This window comes from Pseudoalteromonas sp. AWM4_233 (assembly GCF_056158285.1).
Genome location: NZ_JBSWSZ010000001.1, coordinates 2,608,826 through 2,629,156, shown reverse-complemented (window position 1 = coordinate 2,629,156; position 20,331 = coordinate 2,608,826). Strand labels below are relative to the sequence as shown.

The 20,331-nt window shown below is 41.5% G+C and carries 14 protein-coding genes and 11 tRNA genes; 19 read left to right on the top strand and 6 right to left on the bottom strand.

Annotation, left to right across the window (positions count from 1 at the left end):
* Positions 1-110: 110 nt before the first annotated feature.
* The 4 genes from ACXAC4_RS11795 to ACXAC4_RS11780 all read right to left on the bottom strand — a co-directional run bounded on the left by ACXAC4_RS11795 (position 111) and on the right by ACXAC4_RS11780 (position 5,549).
* Positions 111-965 (bottom strand): Tim44 domain-containing protein, encoded by an 855-nt coding sequence (locus tag ACXAC4_RS11795; RefSeq protein WP_475161781.1) that lies wholly within the window; start codon positions 963-965, stop codon positions 111-113.
* 123 nt (positions 966-1,088) lie between these two features.
* Positions 1,089-1,976 carry a substrate-binding periplasmic protein gene (locus ACXAC4_RS11790; protein WP_475161780.1) on the bottom strand — a complete coding sequence of 296 codons (888 nt, stop codon included), beginning with the start codon at positions 1,974-1,976 and terminating at the stop codon, positions 1,089-1,091.
* Between the two features lie 123 nt (positions 1,977-2,099).
* On the bottom strand, positions 2,100-3,068 hold the full coding sequence (gene cysK / locus ACXAC4_RS11785) for a cysteine synthase A (protein ID WP_130256988.1): 969 nt from the start codon (positions 3,066-3,068) through the stop codon (positions 2,100-2,102).
* Positions 3,069-3,209: 141 nt separating this feature from the next.
* Positions 3,210-5,549, bottom strand: coding sequence for a DUF5916 domain-containing protein (locus ACXAC4_RS11780; protein WP_475161774.1), 2,340 nt, complete (start codon positions 5,547-5,549; stop codon positions 3,210-3,212).
* Positions 5,550-5,759: 210 nt separating this feature from the next.
* Here ACXAC4_RS11780 and ACXAC4_RS11775 point away from each other — a divergent pair, with 210 nt between their 5' ends.
* The 15 genes from ACXAC4_RS11775 to ACXAC4_RS11705 all read left to right on the top strand — a co-directional run bounded on the left by ACXAC4_RS11775 (position 5,760) and on the right by ACXAC4_RS11705 (position 11,545).
* Positions 5,760-6,908 carry a dicarboxylate/amino acid:cation symporter gene (locus tag ACXAC4_RS11775; protein WP_138478035.1) on the top strand — a complete coding sequence of 383 codons (1,149 nt, stop codon included), beginning with the start codon at positions 5,760-5,762 and terminating at the stop codon, positions 6,906-6,908.
* A 184-nt stretch (positions 6,909-7,092) separates the two neighbouring features.
* Positions 7,093-7,743, top strand: coding sequence for a UvrY/SirA/GacA family response regulator transcription factor (uvrY, locus tag ACXAC4_RS11770; RefSeq protein WP_058030543.1), 651 nt, complete (start codon positions 7,093-7,095; stop codon positions 7,741-7,743).
* Between the two features lie 9 nt (positions 7,744-7,752).
* A complete protein-coding gene (gene uvrC / locus ACXAC4_RS11765) occupies positions 7,753-9,576 on the top strand; it encodes an excinuclease ABC subunit UvrC (protein WP_475161768.1) in 1,824 nt (607 codons plus the stop codon).
* A 41-nt stretch (positions 9,577-9,617) separates the two neighbouring features.
* Positions 9,618-10,163 carry a CDP-diacylglycerol--glycerol-3-phosphate 3-phosphatidyltransferase gene (gene pgsA, locus ACXAC4_RS11760; RefSeq protein ID WP_404393913.1) on the top strand — a complete coding sequence of 182 codons (546 nt, stop codon included), beginning with the start codon at positions 9,618-9,620 and terminating at the stop codon, positions 10,161-10,163.
* A gap of 168 nt (positions 10,164-10,331) precedes the next feature.
* Positions 10,332-10,407, top strand: a tRNA-Gly gene (locus ACXAC4_RS11755).
* A gap of 14 nt (positions 10,408-10,421) precedes the next feature.
* A tRNA-Cys gene (locus ACXAC4_RS11750) sits at positions 10,422-10,495 on the top strand.
* A 34-nt stretch (positions 10,496-10,529) separates the two neighbouring features.
* Positions 10,530-10,616 (top strand) — tRNA-Leu (locus ACXAC4_RS11745).
* Positions 10,617-10,714: 98 nt separating this feature from the next.
* Positions 10,715-10,790: transfer RNA gene (locus ACXAC4_RS11740), tRNA-Gly, on the top strand.
* A 31-nt stretch (positions 10,791-10,821) separates the two neighbouring features.
* Positions 10,822-10,908 (top strand) — tRNA-Leu (locus ACXAC4_RS11735).
* Positions 10,909-10,930: 22 nt separating this feature from the next.
* Positions 10,931-11,006: transfer RNA gene (locus ACXAC4_RS11730), tRNA-Gly, on the top strand.
* Positions 11,007-11,037: 31 nt separating this feature from the next.
* A tRNA-Gly gene (locus tag ACXAC4_RS11725) sits at positions 11,038-11,113 on the top strand.
* A 33-nt stretch (positions 11,114-11,146) separates the two neighbouring features.
* Positions 11,147-11,222 (top strand) — tRNA-Gly (locus tag ACXAC4_RS11720).
* Between the two features lie 28 nt (positions 11,223-11,250).
* Positions 11,251-11,326 (top strand) — tRNA-Gly (locus ACXAC4_RS11715).
* An 18-nt stretch (positions 11,327-11,344) separates the two neighbouring features.
* Positions 11,345-11,418 (top strand) — tRNA-Cys (locus ACXAC4_RS11710).
* A 40-nt stretch (positions 11,419-11,458) separates the two neighbouring features.
* Positions 11,459-11,545 (top strand) — tRNA-Leu (locus tag ACXAC4_RS11705).
* A gap of 200 nt (positions 11,546-11,745) precedes the next feature.
* On the opposite strand, the gene ACXAC4_RS11700 is transcribed toward ACXAC4_RS11705, so the two are convergent.
* Complete coding sequence (locus tag ACXAC4_RS11700; protein WP_421963105.1) at positions 11,746-12,078, bottom strand: ribonuclease E inhibitor RraB; 333 nt, start codon at positions 12,076-12,078, stop codon at positions 11,746-11,748.
* A gap of 138 nt (positions 12,079-12,216) precedes the next feature.
* On the opposite strand from ACXAC4_RS11700, the gene ACXAC4_RS11695 reads away from it, so the two are divergent.
* Genes ACXAC4_RS11695 through ACXAC4_RS11680 form a run of 4 tightly spaced genes read left to right on the top strand, consistent with a single transcriptional unit; the run spans position 12,217 to position 19,406 of the window.
* Positions 12,217-13,938, top strand: coding sequence for an autotransporter assembly complex protein TamA (locus ACXAC4_RS11695; RefSeq protein ID WP_475161761.1), 1,722 nt, complete (start codon positions 12,217-12,219; stop codon positions 13,936-13,938).
* The gene (locus ACXAC4_RS11690; RefSeq protein WP_475161759.1) at positions 13,938-17,690 is read left to right on the top strand and encodes a translocation/assembly module TamB domain-containing protein; all 3,753 of its coding nucleotides are present in this window, start codon (positions 13,938-13,940) and stop codon (positions 17,688-17,690) included. The genes ACXAC4_RS11695 and ACXAC4_RS11690 overlap by 1 nt, the downstream gene beginning before the upstream one ends.
* Positions 17,687-18,517, top strand: a complete 831-nt coding sequence (locus tag ACXAC4_RS11685; protein WP_475161757.1) for a substrate-binding periplasmic protein — start codon at positions 17,687-17,689, stop codon at positions 18,515-18,517. Before ACXAC4_RS11690 ends, ACXAC4_RS11685 begins: the two co-directional genes overlap by 4 nt.
* 4 nt (positions 18,518-18,521) lie before the next feature.
* Positions 18,522-19,406 carry a peptidylprolyl isomerase gene (locus ACXAC4_RS11680; protein WP_475161754.1) on the top strand — a complete coding sequence of 295 codons (885 nt, stop codon included), beginning with the start codon at positions 18,522-18,524 and terminating at the stop codon, positions 19,404-19,406.
* A gap of 77 nt (positions 19,407-19,483) precedes the next feature.
* Here ACXAC4_RS11680 and queF read toward each other — a convergent pair whose 3' ends face one another.
* The gene (queF, locus tag ACXAC4_RS11675) at positions 19,484-20,329 is read right to left on the bottom strand and encodes an NADPH-dependent 7-cyano-7-deazaguanine reductase QueF (protein ID WP_475161752.1); all 846 of its coding nucleotides are present in this window, start codon (positions 20,327-20,329) and stop codon (positions 19,484-19,486) included.
* Between the last annotated feature and the right edge of the window lie 2 nt (positions 20,330-20,331).

Here is a 20,331-nt window from a genome sequence, read left to right as displayed (position 1 = left end):
ATAGAAGCTAGAAGTTAAAATGCAAACTAAAGTAAAGCGTATTATGAGTGGGACTAAAACTCAGGCATAAAAAACGCCTCATTTAGAGGCGTTTTAGTATTTTTGATAAATTAATCAATCAGGTCTTCAACACCAACGATTAACCAAGGTGCATCACCTTGAGTTTGGCGCTCTAAGTGCCAAATCTCATGAATTGGTTCTTCTTGATTGTCACCAAGGTCACGGTATTTACCTTTAAACATAATGCTCACTTCCCAAACATGTGGGTGCGTGTCTGCACGAACAAGTTGTGCATCAACAAACATTACTTCAGTTGCAACACTGTCATGTTGTTCACGCTCAGCTTTAAATTCTTCAACTAATGCTGGGCTTAGGTACTCAGCCATTTTGTTGTAGTCTTTGTCATTCCACGCTTGTTGAACTGTGTGGTAGTGGTCACGTGCGCCTTGTAAGAAGCCGTTAACATCGAAATCTTTAGGCAGGTTAAATGGCACATCATTTTGCTGTCCGAAACCACCTGAAGACTGTAGAGGCTGCTGCGATTGGAACTGCTGCGGCTGCTGTTGGAATTGTTGCTGCTGACCAAATTGAGGTCCACCTGCTATTTGTGGCTGCTGGCGCTTTGCCATCATGCCTTTGATCAGCTTGAAAATAACAAATGCGGCAATCGCTAGTAGGATCATTTCTAAGAACTGGAAGCCTTCAAAATCATCACCCATCATGGCTGCAATTAAACCACCTGCTAATAAGCCACCAAGTACACCGGCCATTATGCCTTTTTTACTTGATTTACCAGCTGTTTTTGCAGGTAAGCTTTTTGTATCAACTTGTTGTTTTTGCTGAGTAGTTGAAGTGCTGTGCGTTTTTCCTGATTTCTTTTTACCGAACTTCTTACGGGCTTCAGCATCGAAGCTAGTTGCGAATAAAAGTGAGATCAGTGAAAAAATAACGAGAAAGTTTTTCATACTATTCCTATTAAACTGAAATTTTGTTTAGTTTAAATAATGAATAGTTAAAGTTAAATAAAATTTTATAAAAAAGTGCTTAAAGACAGTTTTAATCGAACTAAATGTCAGCAAATATGGAATTTAGTAACACTCAGTGATCCCCATATCGACGATCCGATCTGTTTCACCACTGTTGTTGAATTGATATAGGCTTTTATTGATGTCGCCCAGCAATGTTCGCCAGCGAGAAGATTGCTTGCTCAATGCAAAATAGAGGTTATTGTACTGAAGCGAATGGGTTTCACGTTCTATATTCCTTAACAGGGTTGCTTTTTCTGGTCGTGGCAGTTCAGAGTAACTGACGGTAAATTTAAGCACTTTGGGGTCGCCAATGATGAGGTCAACACGTTTGCCAACTAATAGTTTGACCAATTGCAAGTCGTCGACAGCTTCAATTATAGTAAACTCATTGTTGTCCATCATGGCATCAAATTCAGGGGTATTTTGATACCCTCTGACAACTCCAATTTTTTGCCCTTTAAGTGACAGTAAGTTTCCGGTAAACCTATCAGCATCGCCTTTGCGTTTTAAAAAACCAATCTCCCCGCCGGGGAAGGGGTTTGAAAGCGCGAGAAGTTCTCGCCTGGTTTTGCCCTCAACAGTGTCTGAAGGGGCTGAATCTTCAATGTAGTACTCAGGCATGAGAATATCAGCTTTGCCGAGCTCAGTGGCTCTTACAGCCCTCGCCCAAGGTAAAAATTCGATATAAACACTGTAACCTCTCTCAATAAGTAAAGCGACGGTAAATTGAAACACCCAGCCTTTATTACATAGTTGGTTACCAATATAAGGCGGCCAGTCAAGTGTTACGATGTGAACAGGTTCTGAGTCATTAGCATTAAACAACAAGCCATTTTTGTATGTTTTGCCTTGAACAACTTGATAGATGTTATCTTTGAAATAGCCAACATTCATGCCGGCAACAGCATTGGCGCTAAAAAGGAGAAGTATAAAAATAAATAGTCGCATGAAGGCGTTAGTTTGATAAAAACTTAACTCTAAGTTTAGGAAGCCCAGATGAAAACGCAAAGGCAAAAACGAAGAAAGCCGACAATTGTCGGCTTTCTTATGTGTAAAAAGTCAGTAATTGAATTACTGAACTAATTCTTGATCGCTGAACTTGTCTGCAAATAGAGGGCTTGATAGGTAACGCTCTGTTGCACTTGGTAAAATAACAACAATATTCTTATCAGCGTTCTCAGGCTTCTCAGCAAGGCGTTTAGCTGCAACAACAGCAGCACCTGAAGAAATACCTACTAGGATACCTTCGTCACGCATTAGTTGGTGTGCCATTTCAATTGCATCTTCATTTGAAACTAGCTCAGTACCGTCGATAAGTTCTAAGTCAAGGTTACCTGGAATGAAGCCCGCACCAATACCTTGAATTTTGTGAGGACCTGGCTTAACTTCTTCACCTGCAAGTGTTTGCGTGATAACTGGAGAATCAACTGGCTCAACCGCGATAGCTTTTACATCAAGACCTTTCTCTTGCTTAAGGTAACGTGTAGTACCAGAAATAGTACCACCTGTACCAACACCCGCTACGAAGAAGTCAACTTTACCTTCCATCGCTTCAAAAATTTCAGGACCCGTTGTTTCGAAGTGAATTTTCGGGTTAGCTGGATTCTCGAATTGCTGAAGTAATACGTACTTTTCTGGATCGCTCGCTAGGATCTCGTTTGCTTTTTCGATAGCGCCTTTCATGCCTTTAGCACCTTCAGTTAAAACTAAGTTAGCGCCTAACGCTTTAAGCAGCTTACGGCGCTCAAGGCTCATTGTGTTTGGCATAGTTAGCGTTAGTTTATAACCACGAGATGCAGCAACAAACGCAAGTGCGATACCTGTATTACCAGATGTTGGCTCGATGATTTCTTTGCCTTCAGTTAAAGTACCTGCTTTTTCAGCTTCCCAGATCATTGAAGCGCCAATACGACACTTAACACTGAAGCTTGGGTTACGTGCTTCAACTTTAGCGAAAACGTTACCACCCGTTACACGGTTTAATTTAACGATCGGAGTGTTGCCAATAGTTAGGCTATTATCTGCAAAGATTTTAGACATTGTGTTCTCTTTCATGATCTAGATTTAATTAGTGTTCACTTTACTGAGGTCGGACAAAAACAGAAGGAAAGATTGGCTATAAGATATATCAAATATGCTTATAGCCGAAAAGTATAAAAAGTTTGTTTTATATGCTTTACATTACATTAACCAAGCATAGCTAAACTTCATAAAGAAAGTCTTTGAATCCTTTGTAATTTCTTCTAATTCATCATCTTGATAGCCACTATCAGAGAAGCCAGCAAAGAACACGGTTTGAGGGTTTAACTTATAAGAATAAAGTAGCTGTGTGCTTAATCCTTTATAAGTGGCATCAACTGAGTCAATGTAATTACTTGGGTTGCGTTCAATGTCTGTTTTAATCACAGCTAATCTTAAATAGCTATTTAAATTAAACTGATAGGTCATTCGTACATCAGTCAAATTGGCAGTGAATACATCAGCGCCATCTGCTTCTAATGTTTGATAAGTATGTCTGAATCGTAGTTCAAAATGCTTGCCTAAATTCAGATTAATGACAGGGCGTACTCTGAACTGTTCTCCTAGACGGTTGTTAGCAAGGTCAACTTTGTTACCAGTGCTAATATTAAGGCTGGTAAACACACCAGATACCGGCTTCATTTCCATATAGGTCCACAGGTTGTTTTCGGTGAACAAGTCTGTGTTTCCGTCAATGGCAAGACTCGCTTCATTATGGCGAAGACCTGTGCGTTTTCTGTGTTCTACACCTGTATTAATATGACTTTGCAGTGGACCATTTATAGAGAAGTTAGTTTGTACTTCTTTCTCTAACAACTCGTCATTGTCGTTATGCGTAATGTCCCAATCCGTATACCAATTAGCACGGTTCCACCAAGTGTTCTCATCGCCATACCAACGATACTCATAACCGACCAAAAACTTATTGAAGTCGATTTGTGACATAAAACCTAAATCAGAACGCAGGCCTTTATCTCGGTATTGATAGCTGGTAAAAGCACGCCAATGCTTTTCGTTATGCTCATAATTTAATAAGTAACCCAGCCCTTTAGTATCTTCTTTATTAAGAACACGCAATGTACTTTCATTTAAGTCACAATCAGAATTGATTTTGCATTCTGGTTGAGATGGCTTTTGACAGTCACCTTGTTCACCATTACACAGTTCATCAACAAAAGCTTGCGTATAGTCGGTATCAGAAAGTAACACTTGAGCTTTGAAAATATCGTTATTGGTAAGCTTATACTTGCTGTCTAAGCTAACAACTTGGTTACTATAATCATCACTTTGCCTTGCCGTTGTTGTGGTACCGACAGATAACGCATTATTAAAGTCATAGCGGTACCTTAATGCTAAGTTCTCGCTTTTTTGGTCAAATGAAACAACGCGAGAGCCTAAGTTACCCGGGATCATCACATTTAGCTTTTCATCGTTAGCGATGAAGGCACCGACAGTATGACCTTGCTTATTACTGGTAAACTTCATGCCATAATCAGGTGCAGCAATGTTTCTAGTGTGGATCAGGTTTAAATGTGACGAGAAGTAGTCTGCGTTATCTAAGAAGAAAGCGCGCTTCTCAGGGAAGAATAAACTAAAGCTATTGTTAACACTCAACTGGCCTGTATCGGCTTCCACTTGAGAAAAATCAGGATTCAGAGTCGCGTTAAGTGTCATATCTGGGGTGATAGCCCACTTTACATCTAAGCTTGGCTCGACGTTATCCTCATCAACCCATTCGCCAGCTTCATTGCCATCAATATCACGTGTTTGTTCTTTACCTGCAACCAGTGATGGAATAAGTGCAAAATTGTTGCCTTGTTTGGCTTGCTTAAAACCTGTGTATTCAGGCATTTGGCAAATCCAACAATTATTGGCATGTTCAATTTGCATACTCGAAATACGAAGACGTTGGTCTCGTGGGTAGAACCTTAAAAACTCCATCGCCATGGTTTTTGTATCTATACTGTCATCAAAGTTCAAAACCCTTAAGGGAATTTCAACCTCCACGTAATAACCACCCTTATGGATGGTGCCAGCGCTATCCCAAATACCATTCCAAGAGCTATTTTCGCTTTTCGTTAGTTCATTTTCGATAGAGTCTTGTTGTACGCCGAGCGGGTTAATAAATAATTGATAAGCACTCAAGCTGTTGTTAAATGAATCAATTTTGATACCAACAAGGTCATCATTCCATGCACTGTCACGGTCTCGATAGAAGGCGCGGATAAGTTCAGGGTTTGGGTCTTTTGCATCGAAAGCAATGAATAAGGATGTGCCATTTTCAAATACGTAAGCCGTTGTTTCAATTGGACTCGCAATGTTTTCTTGCGGCCATGTAACATTGTTAATGGTTATTCTTTTAGCTTGTTGCCAAACAGCTTCGTTAAGTTTGCCATCTATTTCAGCCGTAGCGTCAATAAAAGGCAGTGATTCAGAGGCAATTGATTGACCAGAAGCAGCGAGTATTGCTGCACAGATAATCGACAGAGAAGTTTTTAACATTATTGCGGTAATTTGTAGCACCAGAAATTAGCATAAATTAAATAGCACTCGAGGTTTGTTAACAATGCATAATCGTTAGAGGCACCTTTTTTTAAGTTAAGTGTCTCGGCGTGTACCCTTTGTAGTAATTCTGATGAAGAATAACGAATTTATAACAAATTCTCTGTAAAACATGTTAAAACGGCGCATCGTTTTTATCAGGGATAATTTATGTCGTTAATTTTGAAGTTACTTGCCGGTATCGCCGCAGGTATTGTGGTGGGCTCATATCTACCTTTACCGCTAGTAGAGCTACTTTACACATTTAAAGTGATTGTCGGTCAATTAATTAGTTTTACCATTCCTTTAATTATCTTGTTTTTCATTGCCTCAGGTATTGCAGGTTTACCTAAAGGTGCAGGGCACCTATTAGGTAAGACAGTCGGCTTTGCCTATGGCTCAACTATTTTAGCGGGCACATTAGCCTTTTTGTTGGTAAACGCATTTGTGCCATTTTTCGAAGGTACAACGACGTATCAAGCCGTTCAGGCAACTGAGCTGAAAAGCTTTATTAATATTGAAATCCCTCCTTTGATGGGCGTTATGACTGCACTGGCAGCTGCATTCATCTTTGGTATTGGTATCAGTCAACTGGCATTGAAAGACTTACAGAATGTGGTTGATCAAGGCCGTGATGTTATTGATGCCTTACTTGCGAAAGTGATTATTCCAGCTCTTCCTTTTTATATTGCGGGTGTATTTGCTGAAATGGCTGTTGCAGGCACAGTGGCTGATACGTTAAGCACGTTTGGTATTGTTTTAGTTGCAGCGGTAGTAATGCATTGGTTGTGGTTATCTGTTTTATTCATTGGTTCGGGTATTTTGTTAAAGCGCAGCCCAATTGAATTAGTCAAGAACATGTTACCGGCTTACTTTACTGCGATAGGTACTATGTCTAGTGCGGCGACAATTCCTGTATCTTTACGAGCGAGTAAGGCCAATGGCGTAAAAGATGAAGTCGCTAACTTCTCTGTGCCTTTATGTGCAACTATTCACCTTTCTGGTTCAACGATTACGATCGTGACTTGTGCGATGGCGGTGATGTTATTGTCACCAGAGATGTCAATGCCAAGCATTACCAGTATTTTGCCATTTATCTTTATGTTAGGTGTGGTGATGATCGCAGCGCCTGGTGCACCGGGCGGCGCGGTAATGTCGGCTCTGGGTTTACTGACTTCAATGCTTGGTTTCTCAGAGGGAGCAGTTGCACTTATGATTGCACTCTACCTTGCTCAAGATAGCTTTGGTACGGCTTGTAATGTCACCGGCGATGGTGTGATTGCCTTATGGGTAAATAAGTTCTCAGAGCAGAGTAAATAATCTAACAATTATTTGTTTTTGAACACCAAAAGGTCAGGAGTCACATTCTGGCCTTTTTTGGTTCTTTAGTATGGTTTTTTAACTAATACAAAAGTTTAATCGTTATTTTTTACATAATTATGTGTTAACCTCGAATTGCTATTTTAGTGATTGCGATTACCAAATTTTCTGTGAGGGTGTGCCATTGATTAATGTGTTATTAGTTGATGATCATGAGTTAGTTAGAACCGGCATCAAACGAATTCTCGATGATGTTCGTGGCTTTAAAGTCATCGGCGAAGCTAAAACGGGTGAAGAGGCAGTTAAATTCTGTCGTGACAATAACCCTGATATTGTATTAATGGACATGAATATGCCGGGGATTGGCGGTCTTGAGGCGACGAAAAAGATTTGTCGATACAACCCTGATATTAAGGTAATTGTATTAACGGTTCATTGTGAAGATCCGTTCCCAAGCAAAGTGATGCAAGTGGGTGCACAGGGCTACTTGACCAAAGGGACGGGCTCTGACGAAATGATCAATGCTATTCGTGCTGTAAATTCAGGGCAGCGATATATTGCGCCTGAAATTGCTCAACAAATTGCGCTTGCGCAGTTTAGCGGTCGTAATGATGAGAACCCATTTCAGTCTTTGTCTGAGCGTGAACTGCAAATCATGCTGATGATCACCAAAGGTGAAAAAGCACAAGATATTGCAGACAGACTTAACTTAAGTTCGAAAACAGTGAACAGCTATCGTTATCGAATGTTTGAAAAATTAAATGTTGGCGGTGATGTAGAGCTGACACATTTGGCCATTCGCCATAAAATGATCGATATAGACACATCGAACTAATCATTTTTAATGGCAGTATTTGATTCAAAAGCCTTTTTAAAAACATTATCTACAGAACCTGGTGTTTATCGTATGTACGATGCGCAGCATCAGGTTATTTATGTTGGAAAGGCGAAAAACTTAAAAAAACGTGTTTCGAGTTACTTTCGTAGCAACATTCCCGACGCTAAGACCCGAGTACTGGTAAGCAACATTGCCAATATAGAGGTAACGCTCACTAATACTGAAACCGAAGCACTGCTTCTAGAAAATAACCTCATTAAACAGTATCAACCCAGATACAACATCTTATTAAGAGATGATAAGTCTTATCCTTATATTTTCTTAAGCGGGCATAAGCACCCCAGATTAGCTTTTCACCGAGGAAGCAGAAAACAAAAAGGGGATTACTTTGGCCCTTACCCGAGCAGCGCAGCCGTGTCTGAAAGTTTGCGCTTAATGCAAAAGATTTTCCCTGTGCGTCAATGTGAAGACGCTTATTATCGAGCCCGCAGTCGTCCGTGTCTGCAATACCAATTAAAGCGTTGTTCTGCGCCTTGTGTGGGTAAAGTCTCTGATGGTGAATATACAGAGCAGGTTGAACTGGTAAAACAGTTCTTGTCAGGCAAATCACACCAAGTTATCGCGACTTTAGTTGAAAAGATGGAACAGGCCAGCATGGCCTTGAACTTTGAGCTCGCGGCAAAAGTGCGAGATCAAATTGCGATTCTAAGGCAGATGCAAGAACAGCAGTTTGTGGCGGGTAACCTAGGTGAAATAGACATTATTGGTTTCCAGCAGCAAAACGGCATTTGTGCCATTCATTTATTAATGGTGCGAGACCATAAAGTACTGGGGAGCAAGAGCTACTTTCCTAAAGTGCCTAAAGACTCTCAACAAGACGAAATTGTCACGTCATTTATTGGACAATATTATGTAGGCGCGGGCACGCAACGACAGATCCCAAAAGAAATAGTGTTGCCTTTTGAACTACAAGAGCAAAACGAACTCATCAATGCGCTATCGCAACTGGCAGATAAAAAAGTGGAGCTAAAGGCATCGGTGCGTTCTGAACGTGCACAATACCTCGCACTTGCAAATAAAAATGCACTCAACAGCATTGTTGTAAAACAAAACGCGCAAGATTCGATAACTAAACGCTATGCACTTTTAAAAGAAGCATTACAGCTGAGCGATATCAACCGTATGGAGTGTTTCGATATCAGTCATACTATGGGTGAAAACACCATTGCTTCATGTGTGGTATTTGATGGCAGTGGACCAAATAATAAAGAATATCGTCGCTACAACGTCACGGGGATCACACCTGGTGATGACTATGCTGCAATGGCATTTGCCTTGAATAAGCGCTATGGCAAGTTAAAAGATGAAGAAAAAATTCCGGACGTTATCTTTATAGATGGCGGTAAGGGGCAGCTCAACAAAGCAGAAGCATTTTTTGAAGATTGGCCGCACAGCAAAATGCCATTATTAGTTGGTGTTGCGAAAGGCACAAGCCGAAAGCCCGGTCTTGAGACTTTACTAATAGATGGCGGCAGACGAACCGTAAATTTGGATTCTGATTCACCTGCTTTGCATTTAATTCAGCACATACGTGACGAGTCACACCGTTTTGCCATAGCAGGACATAGAAACAAACGACAAAAACAGCGAACTCAATCTTTGTTAGAAGAAATAGAAGGAGTAGGGCAGAAACGTCGACAAGCCTTGTTAAAATACTTAGGTGGTATGCAAGGTGTAAAATCGGCTACTATAGCGCAGTTAAATCAAGTGCCTGGGATCAGCCAAGATATGGCTGAAAAGATATTTAATCATTTGCATGACAAAGCCTAATTGATCATGCAACACTATATAAAAAGATACACAAAGTAGTTATGTGGAATATTCCTAATACCTTAACAACATTTAGATTGTTACTTATCCCTGTTTTTGCAGTGGTGTTTTATTTGCCTTACTCATGGGCTTTTTTTGCTGCCGCCTTTATTTTCTGGCTAGCATCGGTAACCGATATTCTTGATGGCTACTTGGCACGAAAACTCGATCAATCAACGCCTTTTGGGGCGTTCTTAGATCCTGTTGCAGATAAAGTTATGGTCAGTGTGGCTCTGGTTGTTTTAGCCACTCACTATCAAAACATCTTTATTACTTTGGCTTCGCTTATCATTATAAGCCGCGAAATTGTGATATCTGCACTGAGAGAATGGATGGCCGAGCAAGGCAAGCGAGGCAATGTGGCAGTGAGTAATATGGGTAAGTTTAAAACCGCTGCACAAATGTTAGCCATTATTGGTTTGATTTGGCAATATGCGCCTTGGATGACCATGTTAAGTTATGCCCTTTTGGCAATTGCAACGCTATTAACTGTGACGTCAATGCTGGCATATTTGAATGCGGCAAAGTCTGAATTGATTAAATCTTGATATTTTACGGCTATATAGGCAGCAGTTTAGATAAAAATTGAGCAAACGATTAAAAACATTCATTTTTTATATTGACGCATTATTAAAGATCTGTAGAATGCGTCCGTGTTGAGAGGGCAGTATGCCTCAAAACGATAAAAGAAGTGAGTGAATAGCTTACTTTGGAATGCGAGTATAGCTCAGCTGGTAGAGCGCGACCTTGCCAAGGTCGAGGTCACGAGTTCGAACCTCGTTACTCGCTCCAATCTTTTATACGTCGGCGGAATGGCAGAGTGGCCATGCAGCGGATTGCAAATCCGTCTACCTCGGTTCGACTCCGGGTTCCGCCTCCATTTCTCAACACTCCACATGCGTAAGCAGCCCGATGCCCGGGTGGTGGAATTGGTAGACACAAGGGATTTAAAATCCCTCGTCAGTAATGACGTGCCGGTTCAAGTCCGGCCCCGGGCACCATTGGTTTTAGAATCAATTGATGCGAGTATAACTCAGCTGATAAAACTTAAAGGCGCGACCTTTATTTCTTTCAGTTGAATTAAAAAGCAACATGGAACGCGAGTATAGCTCAGCTGGTAGAGCGCGACCTTGCCAAGGTCGAGGTCACGAGTTCGAACCTCGTTACTCGCTCCAATTTGATTTTATCTGCAACGCAAAACCCGATGCCCGGGTGGTGGAATTGGTAGACACAAGGGATTTAAAATCCCTCGTCAGTAATGACGTGCCGGTTCAAGTCCGGCCCCGGGCACCATTGATTTTAGAATCAATTTGATGCGAGTATAGCTCAGCTGGTAGAGCGCGACCTTGCCAAGGTCGAGGTCACGAGTTCGAACCTCGTTACTCGCTCCAAATTGGTTTTAATGTTAAAGATTTATGGAACGCGAGTATAGCTCAGCTGGTAGAGCGCGACCTTGCCAAGGTCGAGGTCACGAGTTCGAACCTCGTTACTCGCTCCAACTTATCTTTAACTTAAAAATGTTAAACGGAACGCGAGTATAGCTCAGCTGGTAGAGCGCGACCTTGCCAAGGTCGAGGTCACGAGTTCGAACCTCGTTACTCGCTCCAACTTAACATTTACTCTAAATAATTTAACGCGAGTATAGCTCAGCTGGTAGAGCGCGACCTTGCCAAGGTCGAGGTCACGAGTTCGAACCTCGTTACTCGCTCCAATTTATTTGGAACATTTAGGCGGAATGGCAGAGTGGCCATGCAGCGGATTGCAAATCCGTCTACCTCGGTTCGACTCCGGGTTCCGCCTCCATTATCGAAAGATAACTCTCCACATGCGAAAGCAGCCCGATGCCCGGGTGGTGGAATTGGTAGACACAAGGGATTTAAAATCCCTCGTCAGTAATGACGTGCCGGTTCAAGTCCGGCCCCGGGCACCATTTATTCTCTCAAAGCTTTTCTTTTTAATTCTTATAAAAACTATTATTTTCTAATTTTCTAATTTTCTAATTTTCTAATTTTCTAATTTTCTAATTTTCTAATTTTCTAATTTTCTAATTTTCTAACTTAATCTCTATCGCATTTTAGACAATAAAAAAGGCGCTTAACGCACCTTTTAAAACTTTTTCAAAGTTATCAATTATTCGGCATCAGCCATAATGCCCCAACCATCACCATAGCCTTCATGTGAATTGGCAATGCTTTCTAGGTATTGTTCAGTTTGGCTTAACAGCTGATGATCTGGCACCATTTCAACCGTTGTTACAACTTCCCATACGCCTGTGTCTTTACACTTTTGTAGCTCGGTCTTTGGCGCAAGCTCATCTTCAGAAATTGCTTTAGCAAAAGATTCAGCTTGATCTTTTTGCTCAAATAAAATGAAAAAGTCGACCATGTGCATTTGGTTTAAGTTAATGCCTTCAGCAGCCATTTCAGCTAATAATTGGCCGTTATCGTCATCAGGAAATTGCATAGTGTTACCCAGTATTTTTAACTGGGTGTATTGTCGGTGAAATTAGCAAAAATAAAAAGCTTTATAGTGAGATTTATTGTTCATCTAATGTTGATTTGAAATATGCTACACTGGCGCTTCGGTATAGGAGGGAAGTATTTGAAACTGTTTGCGATTGTTGTTATTTGTTGGTGTTTAACTTTTTCTTTATCAACACAGGCTGAGGCGCAATGGCAAGTTGAGGCCATTGAATTTGGCGAAATGCCCGATGAGTTGAGTAAAAATATCAATGGCACGTTAAAACCGTTACTCAATCAGCCTTTTTCACAGTCGTTAGAAAACAAATTACTTTCTCAGACCGAGCGAGCTTTACAGGCGCTTGGTTATTACCAAGCAAATATTACCTTATCACGTGTAGAGCAAAGCAGTACCCTCAAAATCGATGCAGAGATTGGCGAACCTATTCGTTGGAAATCGATCCAAATTGAAATAAAAGGCGAGGCCAATAAAGACTCATTTTTGCAAAAAGTATTGTCTGGCATTCCTATTAAAGCCAATGATATCGTTAATCATGACAATTATGAGCAGACAAAAAGTGTTCTTGAATCAAACCTGATCTCGAAAGGGTATTTTGACTTTAAATGGCTTAGTCATCGCCTAGAAATTTATAAACAAAAAAACTTTGCGGTAGCTAAGCTAAAACTAGACTCTGGCAATCGTTATCGTTTTGGCAAAGTGGAAGTTAGCAAGCAAAGTCTGGCGAAAAAATATATTCAATCTCTCGCACCATTTGATGAAAACACCTTATATGATGAAACTTTACTGTCTGAATATAACCTAGCACTCAATAAAACACCGTATTTTAGCGCCATTAAAGTGTATCCACAGTTACAAAACCGCAAGAATAATCTAGTGCCTATTCGCATTGAGGTGGTTGATAAGCCAGCCAATACATTCGAAGTGGGGGGCGGTTTTAGTACTGAGATAGGAGCAAAAGCACGATTTAAGTGGTCAAAGCCTTGGATCACCGAAGGTGGCCACTTTTTTGATGGCAATTTATTTGTTGCTGAAAAACAGCAGCGTATCACAGGCAGTTATAGCATTCCCGTGAGTAACCCCAATGATGATTTATGGCGAGTGACAACAGGTTATGCCCTTGAGGATGAGTTAACTGATGGGGTTAATAGCAAAATTTGGAACGTACAGTTACAACGTCAATGGTTAACGAGTAGTAATTGGGTACGCACTGCTTTCATTAAAAGAGAACATGAAACCACAACCCAAGATGGCAAAACCGATAAAACAGAGATGTTAATTCCAGGTATTAGTTATGCTAAAAAGCAAGCGGTAGGTGGTGTCACGCCTTCTTGGGGGCAACAAACCTTGATCTCGTTAGAGTTTGCCAGCGATGATTTAATTTCTTCCACAACTTTGTTTAAAGCACACTGGGAGCAAGCATGGCTAAGAAAGTTTGCACTTAAGCATTGGTTTATTGCCCGGCTAGATGCGGGTGCCATTGTCACTGACGACATTAACGAAGTGCCATTTAACTTACGATTTTTTGCCGGGGGCGATCAGAGTATTCGAGGTTTTGCCTATCAATCTGTCGCGCCTTATGAAGCGGGCAAAATTGTCGGTGGTAAATACCTTGCAACTGCTTCGGTAGAATATAACTATCAATTTATGCCAAATTGGCGACTGGCTTTATTTGTTGATTCGGGCACGGCAACAAATGACTTCTCAGAGTCATGGGCCGTGGGTGCGGGTTTTGGTTTACGCTATATTACACCTGTAGGGCCTATTCGGTTAGATCACGCTTGGGGGCTCAGTAAAGAAAGTAAAAGCACACGTCTAAGTATTATTATTGGGCCGGAGATTTAATGCGCTTACACCCTATAACAAAAAGAATTTTAAATATTGGTTTAGGCACGCTGTTTTTTTTATTTTGCTTAGTGTTTACCAGTGTTGGACATCAAAGCCTTTTATGGGTTTTGAATAAGTCGGTCGATGGCTTAAATATTAAACTTGAGCAGGGCCGTTTATTTGCAAGTGAAAGACTCGATGTCACTTGGCGCAGCGAGGGGCTTAATTTATCGCTGAGCAATTTTAGGCCACAGCTCAATTGGTTTACTTGTGCCACAGTGTGTGTAGAAATAACCGCTGACATAATAGATGTAAAACTTGCTAACTCGCCTACAGATAAAGCCACTGAAGAAATTGCAGTAGAAACAAAAACAGAGCAAAGCGAAGAGCCAGAAACTGGCTTTGCATTACCTTTGAATGTCGCCATCGCTAAGTTAAATGTGGCTAATATCAAGTTTCAGCAAGGCGATTTGACAGTTCAAATATCGGACATAAAATCATCAGCTCAATTAATCGACGCTGCAGCAAGGTTGCATGAGACTTCAATAAAGCGCATTCATATTATTGATAAAAGAGAAAAAGAACAAAAAAGCCAAGCGTTTACTGAGTTGGCGGCCTTGCCAGCTATTGTTTTGCCAGACGGTCTCGATGTTCGAGTATCACAACTGGCTCTGGGGTCTTTTGAGTACGAAACGCCAACTGGCTCGCAACATATTAAACACTTTAATGTCGCGGCAAACATTACCTCTCAACAACTTGAGTGGCAAAATTTATACTTAGAATATCAGCAGTTCGTTTTACGCAGTTTTGGTGAGCTGAAAGCCGAAGCTATCAAGCAGCCGTTAGCGTCAATAAAATCAATTACTACGCTGACCACAGAAGAAGAACTCGTTAGGTTACATTTAAGTGGCAACTTTTCAGATTTAAATATTGATTTAAAGGCCGAAGGTCAGCATCAGGCTGCCGTGTTAGGTAATCTAAATCTTAACCAAACAAACTGGCCGTTTGATGTATCGGCGCAGGTCAACAATCTTCCTTTTTCGTACAAAATTCGCGGACAAGACTACGATGCCTTGATGGAACAGGCTCGAGTTCAGCTCATAGGTAATGCCGATGATTATCAGTTGAAGCTTGATGTCATTGCCGAGCAAAAAGAGCTTACAGAGCTTAGTGCAAAAGTGTCGGGAAAAGGCAGTTTAACGGCAATTTCAGAGCTTGCTGGTCGTTTGAACGCGTCAGAAGGCAGCGCCAATTTGACCGGCAAGCTGGCGTGGGCCGAGGGCGTTGATGCGCAATTACGCTTAGTGATGGACGCGTTGCCGCTGTTTTTTATCGATCAGCAGTCGGTGTTAAACGGCTCAATGAGTGTGTTGGCTAAACAGCAAACTGAGGGGTGGCAAATTGATATCCCCGATGTTGATGTCGATGGCAAACTTTCAGAGCTTCCTTTAGCACTCGATGCTAGTTTTAGACTGAACGAACAGCTGTTTGGTCAAGTCGATAAGCTAAAAATACAACTCGGTTCGAGCAATTTGCAGTTATCGGGCTCACTACAACAAGAGCTAGATTTATCTGGGCGCTTTGCTATTGCACATAACAGCCTTTCACATAACACCAAGGCTTTACTGCCTTTTGATGTTGATGCGCGAGGCGAGTTGCAGATTAAAGGCGACCATCATCAACCTAAAATCAGCTTTAACTCAACGATTTCAAAGTTCGAAAATAACGACATTAGCCTCAAAGGGGGCAAGCTCGATACCAGCGTTGATTTGGCCAATAACTGGCAAACAGAGACTTTATTATCCATTGAGCAACTCGCAGTCCTAAAACATCAACTAAATCATATCGAGTTGCGTTTCACGGGCAATCAAACTTCACATCGCGCTCAGTTATCAAGTCGCGGAGACGTAAACTTAGAGCTAGATATTCTAGGTGGTATAAACGCACAAGCCTGGCAGGGCGAAATCGCATCAGGGCAAATTATTTATAAGCAACTTGAGACAAGTTTAAAGCATCATTCAAAGCTGAAATATGCCAGTGCGCAGCAATGGCAAACCGGTAAAATATGTGGTGAGTTAAATCAGTCACCTTGGTGCTTGCAAGCCGAGCAAAAAGATAAGCAAGGGCAGTTCGATATGAACATCCAAGGCTTTGATTTAGCATCACTACAAACCTTTTTACCTGAGCAGCTGAAACTAGATGGTAAAACCAGCATCAATTCAGCACTGTCATGGCGTGGTAAAAAGCTCAATGCGATCAATGCAAAAGCGAGTTTGCAAAACGTTGCTGTCGCCCTAACTGAAGTTAATTCTGAAGCCAATAGCGATTTTCAAGGTGAAGCAATAGTCCCGATAGAACAAATCGAGATTAACCTTAGTGGAGACAGCCAAGCTATTTTAGGGCGCTGGCAACTCGTCTCGTCATTATTAGGTGATGTGTCTGGTGAAGTGGCTGCACAAGTGCAAGACAATCAATTGCATTCACCAACTGCAAAAGTTGAACTGCATGCACTGGCTTTAAAACCAATTGGCGAATTGGCAAATCGCTTTTTACCGCAATCAATTAGTCTTGACGGGCAGTTATCTTCAAAACTGGCCTTATCGGGTGATATAAAACAACCCAATGTCGTGGGTGAGATAAACTTATCTTCATTTGGCGTAGAACAGTCAGCGCTGCCAGTCAGTTTTGTCGACTCTTCACTGAAACTCGATTTGAATGGCCAAACAGCCAGTTTAAATGGCGCATTAAATACCAATGAAAATGGCGTACTCAATCTTGTAGGTAAGCTCGATTGGCAACAGCAATTAAGTGCTGATGTATCTGTGTCTGGCGAGCAAATAAGAGTCAGTCCGCAACAAGATATGAGCTTCGCCATCTCTCCAGACTTGTCTTTAAAGTTTAAAGATACGCACTTGTCGTTAACGGGGCGTGTCGATATACCACAAGGTCGCATTAAAATTTCGCAACTGCCTAAACAAGTGACTACGGTTTCGGATGATCAGGTTATTGTTGATGCACAAGTTCAAGAGCAGGGTAGTCTTCCGTTTTCCTATACTCTTGATTTAGATGTCGCGCTTAAAGACGATTTTAGAGTGTATGCTTTCGGCCTCGATAGCTATGTATTTGGCCAGATAAGTTTAGATAAAACCCCTGATACCCCTTTACTTGCCAGTGGTGAGTTTGGCTTGCGAGAAGGCGTTTATCAAGCGTTAGGTCAAGACTTACTCATTCAACAAGGCCAAATTGGCTTTAATGGGCCGCTATCACGTCCTTATCTGAATGTAAAAGCAATACGTAACCCTGAAGTAACCGCCGATGATGTTATTGCGGGAATAGAATTAACGGGTAGTGCGAGTAACCCAAGTCTTAACATATTCTCACAACCATCTATGGACCAAGCCCATGCGTTATCGTATTTATTAAACGGCCAGCCACTCGATAAAAGTGAAAACAATAACAACGCTCTACTGTCTCAGATATTGCTGGCGCAGAGTATTAATTTTAGTGAAAACTTTATTAATAAAGCGGGCAAAAAGCTCGGCATCGAAGATGTCAGCGTTAGCGCGAAAGGCAGTGGTGATGACACGCAAGTTGAATTATCAGGCTATATAACGCCTAGCGTGCAAGTAAGTTATCGCGTAGGGGTGTTCGAAGCCATGAATGAAATTGCCATTCGTTACAGGGTGTTCACAAAATTATATATTGAAGCAACAAGTGGTTTATACGATAGTATAGACTTGCTATATCAATTTGATTGGGATCCTGAATGAAGTCTTGGATTATTGCCCTCTGTTTAAATGCCTGTTTTTGTTACTCTGCATGTGCGGAACAAACAGTGCGCATTACTTTTGGGGCTGATCCTTATGTCATTGAACTTTTGAAGCATGCTTTAAGCTATCAAAGAGAAGTGCATACGCTAGACTTTGTTGAAAATATCCCGACTCAAAATCGCGCGATCCGTTTATTAGGTGACAAAAATGGCATTGACGTATTCTGGTCAGTCACCTCTGATGAGAGAGAAAAGCAAGCGTTAGCTGTTAGAGTGCCTATAGTTAAAGGGCTACTTGGGTATCGTCTTGGGGTAATTAAAAAGTCTCGTTTAGACTATTTTGCAAAATTAAAAACGGATGGTGAGCTTCGGGGGTTAAGGTACGGTCTTAGAGCGGACTGGCCAGATACGGTTATTTTCAAAGACAATGATTTCAATGTTTTAGAGTATTCCCAAGAAAATGCAGGCTATGAGTTACTAGAAGCCTCACGTATTGATGTTTTGCCCATCGATGCCTTATATGCCAACGACATTTCTAATATGACAGACTTAACAATCGATCCGGCGCATGTTTTCTATTACCCTTCAGCAGTTTACTTCTTCGTTAATAAAAACAATAAAGCTTTATATCAAAAGCTTAAGTCTGGCTTAGACAAAGCCATCGAAGATGGTTCGTTTGATACTTTATTTAATCACTACTTCGAGAGCGAGTTGACAGAATTAGCATTAGATAAACGACAAAAAATTACCCTCGTAAATACTTTACTCCCTGCCAGTGCTCCTATTCATACAAAAAAATACTGGTATAACCAAAATCAAGGAAAATAAAAACATGCTTTTACGCGCTTTTGGCCTAACAGCTTGTGTATTGCTAGCTGGTTGCAGCAGCACGCAAAATACAGACTCTGCAACGAACAAACCTGAAGTTCGCTCACCAAGTACCATCATTGGCTCAGCGTCAGCCGATGTGTGGCAGCAAGTAAACAACGATGATGTGTTAAGAATTGATTTACCAACAGGCCGCGTTTACGTGCAGCTTAACCCGCAACTTGCACCTGGGCATGTCGATAATATTAAAAAACTCGCGCGTGAAGGTTTTTATGATGGCTTGAATGTGTACCGTTTTGTTGAAAGCTTTGTGGCACAAGGCGGAGATCAGTCAGGTGAAAAACAGCCAACGCAAGGCAGTAAAGGCATTGCAGGTGAGATGTTTTTAACCACAGAAAACCCACTTGAGATCAGCCCAATTAATGCGGTTGACGGCTATGCTGATAAAACCGGCTTTTTAAATGGTTTTGCAGTAGCGCAAAATAGCGAGGGTAAAAAGACTTGGATGACCCATTGTACAGGCACGTTTGCTATGGCGCGCGGCAACGAAATCGACAGCGGCGGCACAGAGTTTTATATCACGCTAGCGCCACAGCGTTATCTTGATAAGAACACCACGGTATTTGGCCGGGTGCTTGAGGGCATGGAGCATGCACAGCGTTTATTACGTACACCTGTAGAAGGTCAGCCGTTTAACCCAATCAGCCAAGTGCGTGTGTTAAGTGATATTGCGAGTGAAGATAACAGTGCTTTTACGGTATTTGATACCAGCTCTGAGGACTTTAAAGAGTTGATAGCCTCTCGTAAAAACCGCCCAAGCGAGTGGTTTATCGATAAGCCAAATCATACCGACGTTTGCTCGGTATCTATCCCGACCAAACGCCTTTAATTATTTCTCGTTCTAAAAGTTGCAGCGGGTTTACTTTTTAGCTGCAACTTCAATGAGCTTTGAAATAATGTGCAAGCTTACTGACGGTTTGTACGAATGTGATAAGCCGTCTTATCGCTTTCACTGCTGCGGTAAGGGTTAATGTCTAATCCACCACGTCTTGTATAGCGCGCATACACCTCTAACTTGCTCGGGTTTAATTCACGCATTAAGTCACAGTAGATTCGTTCCACACACTGCTCATGAAACTCATTGTGATCTCTAAAAGAAATCAGATACTTAAGCAGTGACTCTTTGCACACAGGCTTGCCTGTGTAACTTATCACAATACTCGCCCAGTCAGGCTGAGATGTAATTAAGCAGTTCGATTTAAGTAAGTGACTATGCAGTGTTTCGGTCACTTCATTACCATCTTTTACCACGATCAAGCCTTCTTGCGGGCTGTAGGTATCAACTTCGATATCTAGCTCATCAATACATTCGCCCGGCATGGCCGTGAATGGAATACAGGCATAGTCTTCAGCTTTGAATAACGTCACTGCGACGTCAGTCTGTGCTGCTTTGCTTAAATCATTGGTTAAAATAGTTTGTACTTCGTCAAAGCTGGCAAACTTAGTTTGGTTAAAACTATTTAAATACAGCTTGAACGACTTAGACTCAATAATATGTGAGCTTTGGCATGGGAACACAAACGTCGCCACAGCCACTTGAGGTTTACCTTTGGCATTCAGCCAAGATAGCTCATAGCCAGTCCAAGTATCTTCCCCTTTAAATGGTAAGTTCTGCTCATCTACCGCGATTTGGTCACGGTTTAGCTTTCTTGCAATAGGGAATAATAAACTTGCATCGTATTGCGACGCGTACTCGGTCGTTTTACCTAACACTGACTCTTTCAGCTCAGGTGCATTGTTGTAATCTGTCATGT